This window comes from Prevotella conceptionensis 9403948 (assembly GCF_000312305.1).
GTDB lineage: Bacteria > Bacteroidota > Bacteroidia > Bacteroidales > Bacteroidaceae > Prevotella > Prevotella conceptionensis.
The window spans coordinates 109,788-119,153 of record NZ_HE999453.1 but is presented as its reverse complement, the minus strand read 5'-3'; the positions used below and the strand labels follow the sequence as shown (position 1 = coordinate 119,153).

8 protein-coding genes are annotated in these 9,366 nt (G+C 47.2%); 6 read left to right on the top strand and 2 right to left on the bottom strand.

Annotated elements, in window-relative coordinates; genetic code table 11:
• From BN93_RS14090 to BN93_RS14075, 4 genes are all read left to right on the top strand, one after another.
• A partial coding sequence (locus BN93_RS14090; protein WP_157462890.1) for a radical SAM/SPASM domain-containing protein occupies positions 1-1,007 on the top strand: 1,007 nt, incomplete at its 5' end.
• A 13-nt stretch (positions 1,008-1,020) separates the two neighbouring features.
• Positions 1,021-3,231, top strand: a complete 2,211-nt coding sequence (locus tag BN93_RS14085; protein ID WP_044260939.1) for a peptidase domain-containing ABC transporter — start codon at positions 1,021-1,023, stop codon at positions 3,229-3,231.
• 1 nt (position 3,232) lies between these two features.
• On the top strand, positions 3,233-3,721 hold the full coding sequence (locus BN93_RS14080) for a hypothetical protein (RefSeq protein ID WP_019188961.1): 489 nt from the start codon (positions 3,233-3,235) through the stop codon (positions 3,719-3,721).
• Between the two features lie 240 nt (positions 3,722-3,961).
• Complete coding sequence (locus tag BN93_RS14075) at positions 3,962-4,816, top strand: DUF4846 domain-containing protein (RefSeq protein ID WP_019188960.1); 855 nt, start codon at positions 3,962-3,964, stop codon at positions 4,814-4,816.
• Positions 4,817-5,627: 811 nt separating this feature from the next.
• Here the strand turns inward: BN93_RS14075 and BN93_RS14070 are convergent.
• Both BN93_RS14070 and BN93_RS14065 read right to left on the bottom strand, forming a co-directional pair.
• The gene (locus tag BN93_RS14070; protein WP_044260938.1) at positions 5,628-6,407 is read right to left on the bottom strand and encodes an ABC transporter permease; all 780 of its coding nucleotides are present in this window, start codon (positions 6,405-6,407) and stop codon (positions 5,628-5,630) included.
• 21 nt (positions 6,408-6,428) lie between these two features.
• Positions 6,429-7,115: an ABC transporter ATP-binding protein gene (locus tag BN93_RS14065; RefSeq protein WP_232211198.1), complete on the bottom strand. Its 687-nt coding sequence runs from the start codon at positions 7,113-7,115 to the stop codon at positions 6,429-6,431.
• Between the two features lie 171 nt (positions 7,116-7,286).
• On the opposite strand from BN93_RS14065, the gene BN93_RS14055 reads away from it, so the two are divergent.
• Positions 7,287-8,372, top strand: coding sequence for an agmatine deiminase family protein (locus BN93_RS14055; RefSeq protein ID WP_019188956.1), 1,086 nt, complete (start codon positions 7,287-7,289; stop codon positions 8,370-8,372).
• A gap of 19 nt (positions 8,373-8,391) precedes the next feature.
• Entirely contained in the window at positions 8,392-9,273 is an 882-nt protein-coding gene (locus BN93_RS14050; protein ID WP_019188955.1) for a carbon-nitrogen hydrolase, read from the top strand.
• Positions 9,274-9,366 lie beyond the last annotated feature (93 nt).

Genomic DNA, 9,366 nt, shown 5'->3' with positions numbered 1-9,366 from the left:
TTATAAATCCCACCTTGGACTGTAATTTTAATTGCTGGTACTGCTTTGAAAACAAACATAGAGGGTCTGTCATGTCCGCAACAATTCTAGAAGCTATAAAAAGGCACATTAAACTTATCTGTCAAGAACAATCACTTAAGAAATTCACATTGTCTTTCTTTGGCGGAGAACCGCTGCTATATTACAGAAAAATAGCCAAACCTCTTATTCTTGAGCTAAATGAGAATAAGGAAAACATAAAAGCAAACATCCATTTTACGACCAATGGTTTTCTCTTGTCGAAAGAAATAATCGCTGACATGAGCACTCTTGGTATTGCAAGTCTACAAATAACTCTTGATGGCAACAAAGAAAATCACGATAAAACAAGATTTAGCCAATTAGGCGGCTCATTCGATAAAATTCTTTCCAATATACAACTCGCCATAAATAATGAAATAGAAGTTATAGCAAGATTTAATTACACCAAAGATAACTTGTGGGGGATTTATTCCGCATTAGAAAGGTTGGCAACATTTACTAACAAAGATAAAATCACAATTGCACTTAATCAGGTTTGGCAAGATGGTGATATAAAACGCACCCCATATGAAAAGAGAAAAATTGAAAAGGAGCTAAAACGGATAAGAAAAGGAATTGTTGAGTTAGGAATGAGAAGTCTTCCCAAAGATCTCCAAATGGCGTTTGTGAACTCTTGCTATGCTGATAAGAAGAACGAGTGCCTTATTAATTACGACGGCAGCATCTTCAAATGCAATGCTAGGGATTTTACGGAGGACAGAAAACTAGGAGAACTGAAACCAGACGGAAGTATACAATGGAATTCAGGAGAATCCAAATGGATGAAAAGTAAACTAGCGGATCAAATTTGTCGCCATTGTTTTTTAATTCCTATCTGTGGAGGCGGATGTCGAAGAATACTTTTTGAAGCACAAGATCACCATTATTGTCTGTACAATGATAACACAAAAGAAAAGAAACGGGTTCTACTGGGCCTTTTGTTATAGTAGACTAACTTGAATGATTGCCCTCTTTCAGCGCGACGCAATGGATTGCGGCCCATCCTGCCTAGCGATGATCTCTGCCCATTACGGGCGAAAAATAGACCGCGACATGTTACGTCACCTTTGCTCCTTGGGCAAAGACGGGGTTTCGCTGCTCGGTATCAGCAAGGCTGCCGAGACGATTGGTCTTAAAACCGTGGGCGGACGGCTTGGTTTCGACACGTTGGTAAACGAAGTGCCGCTGCCTTGCATTGTCCATTGGAACCAAAACCATTTTGTGGTGGTGTATAAGATAAGGAAGCGTGGCAGGGAAAAGTTCACCATATACGTGGCCGACCCAGCCAAAGGACTGCTCACTTATTCGAAAGAGGAGTTTTGCGAACATTGGACCAGCACCAAAACTAACGATGAAGAGAAAGGCATCGCACTGCTTTTCGAACCCACAGAACTGTTTTATTCGCAGAAAGAAACCGAAAGCGTGCCAACAAAAAACCGCGCCAAGTTTCTTTGGAGCTATCTAAGGAAGTACAAGCGGTTCTTCACCCAGCTAATATTAGGCCTGCTCTTGGGTTCGCTGTTGCAGCTAGTGTTCCCCTTTCTCACCCAAGCCATCGTCGATACGGGTATCGGTGGAAAAGACATCGGCTTTGTTTGGCTCGTGTTGTTGGCAGAAATGATGCTGTTGTTCAGTCGCACTGCCATCGATTTTATCCGCTCGAAAATAATTCTGCACATATCCACGCGCATCAACATCTCGCTCATCTCCGACTTCTTCATTAAGCTGATGAAACTGCCGATGAAGTTTTTCGACACTAAGCTGATGGGCGACTTACTGCAACGCATTGAAGACCATCGCCGCGTGGAGCAGTTTCTCACGTCAAGCAGCCTCAACCTGATCTTCTCTTTCTTCACTTTCCTTGTCTTCGGTGTGGTGTTGGCCGTTTATAATTTAGGCATCTTCCTCGTTTTCCTCCTAGGCACATTGGTTTACGCAGCATGGATCATACTCTTTCTTAAGAAGCGCAGACAACTAGATTACAAATACTTCGAACAAGCAGGGCGCAACCGCAACGTAACCTATCAGCTCATTAACGGTATGAAAGAAATTAAGCTGCAAGGATGCGAACAACGGAAGCGATGGGAGTGGGAAGACGTGCAAGCCGACCTCTTCAAGGTTAACCTGCAATCGCTTAACCTGCAACAAGTACAGCAGGCTGGCAGCATCACCATCAACGAAGTAAAGAACATTCTCATAACTGTGCTAGCCGCTACAGCTGTTATTCAAGGACACATGACGCTGGGCATGATGCTCGCCGTGCAATACATCATCGGGCAATTGAACAGCCCTGTGGAGCAACTCATACGGCTTATCTACTCGTGGCAAGACGTAAGCATCAGCCTAGACCGCATGAACGAGATACACACAGAGGCCAATGAAGAGAACGCCACACGCACAAATAGCGACTACGCTGCCGAAACACCCGCCGCCCACTCGATTATGATAGATGCCCTCTATTTTAAATACGACCTATACAGCCCGCGCGACATATTGGCCGACATCAATCTCTCCATTCCTAACGGCAAAGTGACGGCCATTGTGGGAGCGAGCGGCAGCGGCAAAACCACGCTGGTTAAGCTGCTCCTAGGCTTTTACGAACCCTTGTCTGGCAGCATTCGGGTGGGCGACACGCTGTTAAGCGAGTTTAACCTGGGCTGGTGGCGCAGTCAATGCGGCGCAGTGATGCAAGAAGGCTACCTATTTTCAGACACCATTGCGAGGAATATCGCCATCAGCGACGACGAACCCGACATTGAACGCATACGCCAAGCCGCACGCGTGGCCAACATCGCCGATTACATAGAGGCACTGCCACTGGGTTACAACACCATGATTGGACAAGACGGGCAAGGCATCAGCCAAGGACAACGCCAACGCATACTCATTGCCCGAGTGGTGTACAAAAATCCCATGTTCGTGTTTCTCGATGAAGCCACCAATGCGCTCGACGCCAACAACGAACGTGCCATTACCGAAAACCTTGCCGAGTTTTACAAGGGCAAGACCGTCGTTGTGGTGGCCCACCGACTGTCTACCGTGCGAGATGCCGACCAAATCGTGGTGTTGGACGCAGGAAAGATTGTGGAAGTGGGCACACATGAAGAACTTACCGCCAAGCGCGGCAAATATTTTGCACTTGTAAAGAACCAACTAGAACTGGGAAACTGATATGGAAGATGAGAAAAAACAAGAACGAAGCTTTGAGCTTCGCAGTGAAAAGGTGCGCAGCATCGTAGGCCAGATACCCTCTTCGCTTGTTCGTTATGGCATCGCCACCATTGCCTTGGTGCTGCTTTGCCTTTTTACCGTGGCCTATTTCCTGCCTTATAGACAAGTGTACACGGGCATCGCTATCGTGAATCATGCTGAACTGCAAGGTTCGAAAGACAGCACAGACCTAACCCTTCTGCTGAAATTTGAAGACAAGCGGATGCTTCAAGCCCACAGCTTGCCCATCCATCTGCAAGCACCCAATGCATCATTGAAAGGACAGATATTAGACTTGTCGGCCGCACGCGACACTCTGGAACGCCAAAAGGCACTTTGTCGCTTCAACACGAAAGAGATTAAAGCAATTGAAAACCAAGCAGTGGACTTCCATATCGTACGAACAGGCGGAAACCTGCTGCAAAAGCTGTTGGGAAACATTGGCCTTTAAAAATAGGTCATTACACACTTTTGCTTGCACAAATAGCTTGTGTGCGGTGTTTAGCCCCCACTCCACACACAAACCTTCCTACCCTCAAGTGGCTTCATTCCTTTCTTTTCCCTGCCTTATTCAAAAGAAGCATGAACACCCAAAGCACCCCAAACCCGAACAATAAAAACGCGATGCATGCGTTATGTCAAACAATATCAGGCATGCCATTCGCCTGCTCATCACCAAGAACTCTGCATTATGCAACATACTAGAACCCTAACGCTGCTGATAATCGCAGCCTTAACCGCACTGACTGCTTGTAACGCGCAAACCAACAGCAAGCACATGCAGGCTAAAACCGAAGAAGAGAAACAGCCTGTTGCCAACAACTTGGCCACACGCATGCCTGTTCCACAAGGCTATAAGCGCGTGAACGTGGCCGAAGGTAGCTTTGCGCACTTCCTTAGAAACCTGCCTTTAAAGCCCGCGGGGAGCGATTTGCACTACTATAACAGACAGGTAAAAGAACGAAAATACGCAGGAGTAGTTGTAGATATGGACTTTGGCAAAAACGCTAACGAGCAATGTGCCGACGCCATCATCTTTCTTAGAGCCTCGTATCTATGGAAAACGCGGCAATACGCCAAAATAAACTTCAACTTTACCAACGGCTTTAAGGCCGAATATGCCAAGTGGGCGCAAGGTTATCGCATACGCAACAACAAAGCTTGGGTAAAAACACAGAAGGCCAACTATGGCTACCAATCGTTTAGAAAGTACCTCAACCTCGTGTTTCAGTATGCAGGTACGGCCTCGTTAAGCCAAGAACTCAAACCCATTGGCCGCTGTTGGGCAGCAGACATTCAGGCTGGCGACGTGATTATCAAGGGCGGTTTTCCTGGACACGCCGAGATTGTGGTTGATGTGGCCGAGAACGAGAAAGGAGAACGCGTGGTATTGTTGGCTCAAAGTTTCATGCCTGCACAAGAAATAGAGATTTTTCCCCAATGGTTCAGCCCCTCTTCCAATGGCACACGCCTTGTAACCCCAGCGTGGACGTTCTATTCGCCCAACGCCAACACCCTACTCCTCCGTCGATTTAAGTCTGAATAAAGGGGCACATAAGTTAGTAAGCGCACGTTGGTGATATAGAAGACACCGAAGTCATCTAGACTTTTAAAATCTCTATAAATCGAGAGGGGTATATTGTCTTTGTGCTGTAAACCTAGATAAACACTCCTCTCATATACGAAGTGCAGGACAAATCAACTCACTGACTTATAAACTCACAAAAGCCCAATAAATCCCGAACACATCAACTTACAAACTGGAAAATTCACAAACCCACAAACTCACAAACGCATCAACTCAAGAACTTAAAATCTTAAATTATTATTTTTTATTTTACAAATTCACTCTAATTTTCACTCCATCCTAGCGAAAAATGCCCGCTTATACGCCTAGATAATATGGGAAAAACAGGCCTCTAAGTAGCACCATCAAGAACAAAAAAAGTGGCCGTTGCACGCCTTTCGACGTAGCAACGACCACTTTCGTTAATATTTAAACCTATGAATTTTCTTTTTATACGGGAACGTTTACACGGCCGTAATTGTACATTTTGAGCACGTTTACACAGTATTTGTTAAACTTATCGCTCGTTACAATTTTCTTAACCATCTTTCTCATAACTTTATTCCTTTCTAATTTAATTATCCTAATGTTTTGTTCGATGCCTCTTCACATCGGTGTTATCCTGAATATGTCTTTTTAAAGACTTTAAGCGATGTTCGCTAAACGTGATGCAAAGTTAAGACCTAAAACTGTGTGCGCAAACAATTTGATGGAAAAATGGCGTTTTAAGGCCGTTTCTTTGACACACATCAATGCGGTTGACCTAGGTCAACCACCTGGCAGCTGCCAATTAGTCAGCCTTCAAAACATCAAGAAGACGGCCGTGTTTGTCGAACGAGAAACGATGGGCAATATAAAGCGTAACCATGAGCGAGAGCATGGGTGCACAGAAAGTGATACACGAAATAAGTATCTGATAACGCACAGCCGTATCGGGCGCCGAACCACCAAGTATCTGGCCAATCATCGTTCCTGGGAAACTAACCAGCCCCATTACTGCCATATTGGCAACACAAGGCATGAAAGATTTCTCTATGGCCTGCCTAATAAAGGGCGTCAGAGCCTCTAAACGCGTTGCGCCATTGCCCAAAAGATAGAAATACAACTGCCGTTCGCGCTGCAAACCATGATAATAAGTACTCAACGAAAGCACGTTCACCCCAAGCATATTGCCTAGCAGTATGCCCACAACGGGTATAAAATAACGCGCATCGAAGGGGTTATACAAGCGCAACACCACGAAAAGGGCATACATGCACACCACGAAAGCCCCCACGCCCAGACCTACGGCAATGGGCATAAGCATCAGCCGCATGCGCATACGGGTTCGGTTTACTGCCGTTATCGAGGCCACCAGCACCATCAGCACAAACCAAAGCACATTGACCAACCAACTGTTGTAACTGAAAAGGAACTCTAAGTAAAGTCCGATAAGCGACATCTGTACCACCATACGCACCGTAGAGATGATAGTAGAGCGAATAAGAGGAACTTTGAAATAATGGAAGAAATAAAGCGGAACAAGCACCAAGAGCAATGTCAAGAGCATTCCGATGATGGATATATTCATTTTATAAAGCCGTGTTTGGGGTTACTGATTGTTTAGTTTAAGCATCAAGGTCTTATCGCATTGCCCAGCAAAAGCCCTATCGTGGCTCACAGCGATGATAGCCGCCCCACGTTTGGCCAAGCTTTGCAGATATCCGGCAACAAGCAGTGCGCTGTCTACGTCTAAGGCCGATGTTGGTTCGTCTACCAGCAACACCTTCTTATCCAACAGTCCGGCCATCGAGAGCATAATGCGTTGTCGTTCGCCTCCGCTCACTTCGGCCAACCGCTTATTGTATAATGTTTCGTCCAATCGCAGTCGAACCCATTGGTCCATCAGCGCCTCCTTAGAAAATCGTTTGTCGCGATTTACCCGTAGTTGGTAGGGCAAAGCCACAAGCTCGGCCACGGTGTTGCAAGGCAGGTTCACTTCTTGTGGAACATAGGCCATCATACTGCGCATATACTCGGCAGAGAGCGGCGTTAGTTCTGTTCCGCCAATGCTAACCGAACCCTCGTCAAGGGGCTGTAAGCCCAATATACATCGCAACAGCGTTGTTTTTCCGCATCCCGACTCGCCCATCACGCAAAGCATCTCGCCCCCACTAACCACAAACGAAAGGTTGTGGAACAGGCTTTTACTCTCTAACGCAAGACTGGCGTCTTTCATTTCTACCGTCATACTATATTTATAATGTGTTATGGTGCGAAGGTTAGGCAAAGCGCGCATATCTACACTAGGTTATGCGCCAGTATGGCCAAGGCACGGTTCGCGCCAGGTGTTCTTTAAGTTCAATAAAGTAATGAATTGCCTACAAAAATACAAAGAAAAGTTCACAAACGTGTCGTTTGTTGGCTTTTTACGCTATCTTTGCAATGAAAACGAAGGAGAAAGATAAATATGGCAACATCCAACAACATCGACATAAAGCTTTACTTACCTGCCGAGTGGCACGAGCAAAGCGGCGTGCAGCTTACGTGGCCGCACGCAAAAACCGACTGGGCACCCATTTTGCCCGACATAACCAAGGTGTTTGTGGAGCTTACACGAGCCATTGCCAAACACGAAAAGGTGCTTATCGTGGCCCCCGATACCGATGAGGTGAAGGCAACGCTTATGCGAAACTTAGGCCTTGAACGCCTGCGCAACATACTGTTTCACCAATGCGAAACCAATGACACATGGGCCAGAGACCATGCCGCCATAACGCTTACGGGCAACAACACCAACAATGGCTTTAAAATACAAAACACGCTGCTGGACTTTAAGTTTAATGGATGGGGCGAGAAGTTTGCTGCCGACAAAGACAACGCCATTACCCAAAGCCTATACCACGAGGGTATGCTTAACGGAACGCTTGAAAGCCACAACGACTTTGTTCTTGAAGGCGGTGCCATAGAAAGCGACGGAAAGGGGACGGTATTCACAACATCGCAATGCCTACTAGCTCCGCATCGCAACCAACCTATGACAAAAGACGACATTGAACAACGACTGAAAGACACGTTGAGGGCCGAACAGGTGGTGTGGCTAGACCACGGAAACCTTGTTGGCGACGATACAGACGGACATATCGACACTATTGTGCGCACAGCACCCGAAAATACACTGCTGTATGTGGGATGCGACGACAGTCACGACGAGCAATTCGAGGATTTCTTGGCCTTAGAACACCAACTAATGAGCCTCCGCACATCAACAGGCATGCCTTATCGACTGCTGCGTCTGCCCATGCCCGATGCCATTTACGACGAGGGCGAACGTCTGCCTGCCACCTATGCCAACTTCCTCATCATCAACGGAGCCGTTATTTGCCCCACCTATGCACAACCCGCAAAGGATAAACAGGCGCTGCAAACCATCGCCCAAGCCTATCCTTACCGCGAAATCATAGGCATAGACGCACGCACCGTTATCAAACAACATGGTTCGCTGCATTGTCTTACCATGCAATTCCCACAAGGCGTGATTGCCAATAACCCATAAAACCACGACAAAGAAAAAAATGCTTAGAACAGGAATAATACAACAACACAACACTGCCGACACACAAGACAACATGAACCGACTGGCCAACGGCATTGCTCAGCTGGCCAAGGAGGGCGCACAACTCATCGTTCTGCAAGAACTACACAATTCGTTGTACTTCTGCCAAGAAGAACAAGTAGACGTTTTCGACCTTGCCGAACCCATTCCTGGTCCGTCAACACAATTCTTTGGCCAATTGGCCAAGGAACATGGCGTGGTGATTGTTACCTCGCTGTTCGAGAAAAGAGCACCAGGGCTTTACCATAACACGGCAGTGGTGATGGAAAAAGACGGCAATGTGGCAGGCATTTATCGTAAGATGCACATCCCCGACGACCCTGCTTACTACGAGAAGTTTTACTTTACGCCGGGCGACTTGGGCTTTGAGCCCATCAACACAAGCGTTGGACGATTGGGCGTGCTGGTTTGTTGGGACCAATGGTATCCAGAAGCAGCCCGACTGATGGCCATGCGCGGAGCCGACTTGCTTATCTATCCCACCGCCATTGGCTATGCAGCCAGCGACGATGAGGCCGAACAGCAACGCCAACGCGATGCTTGGACAACCATACAGCGCGCACACGCCGTGGCCAACGGCCTGCCTGTGGTGGCAGTTAACCGCGTTGGTTTCGAGCCAGACCCTTCGCAACAAACGCCAGGCATCAACTTTTGGGGCAGTTCGTTCGTATCTGGTCCGCAAGGCGAACTGCTTTTCCGGGCCAACGACACCGAAGAACAGCGCGCCATTATAGATATAGACTTGGCTCACAGCGAGCAAGTGCGCCGTTGGTGGCCATTTTTCCGCGATCGCCGCATAGACGAATACGGCGGCCTTACGCAGCGTTTCTTGCAGCCATAGCAGTCGGCATTGCAGCTGTTTCAGCCTTTTAGGCTCGTGGGCTTGCCTCTTTAAGGCGCTCATTAGCCTGTTTCTAGGCCGTTAGTTGTTCCT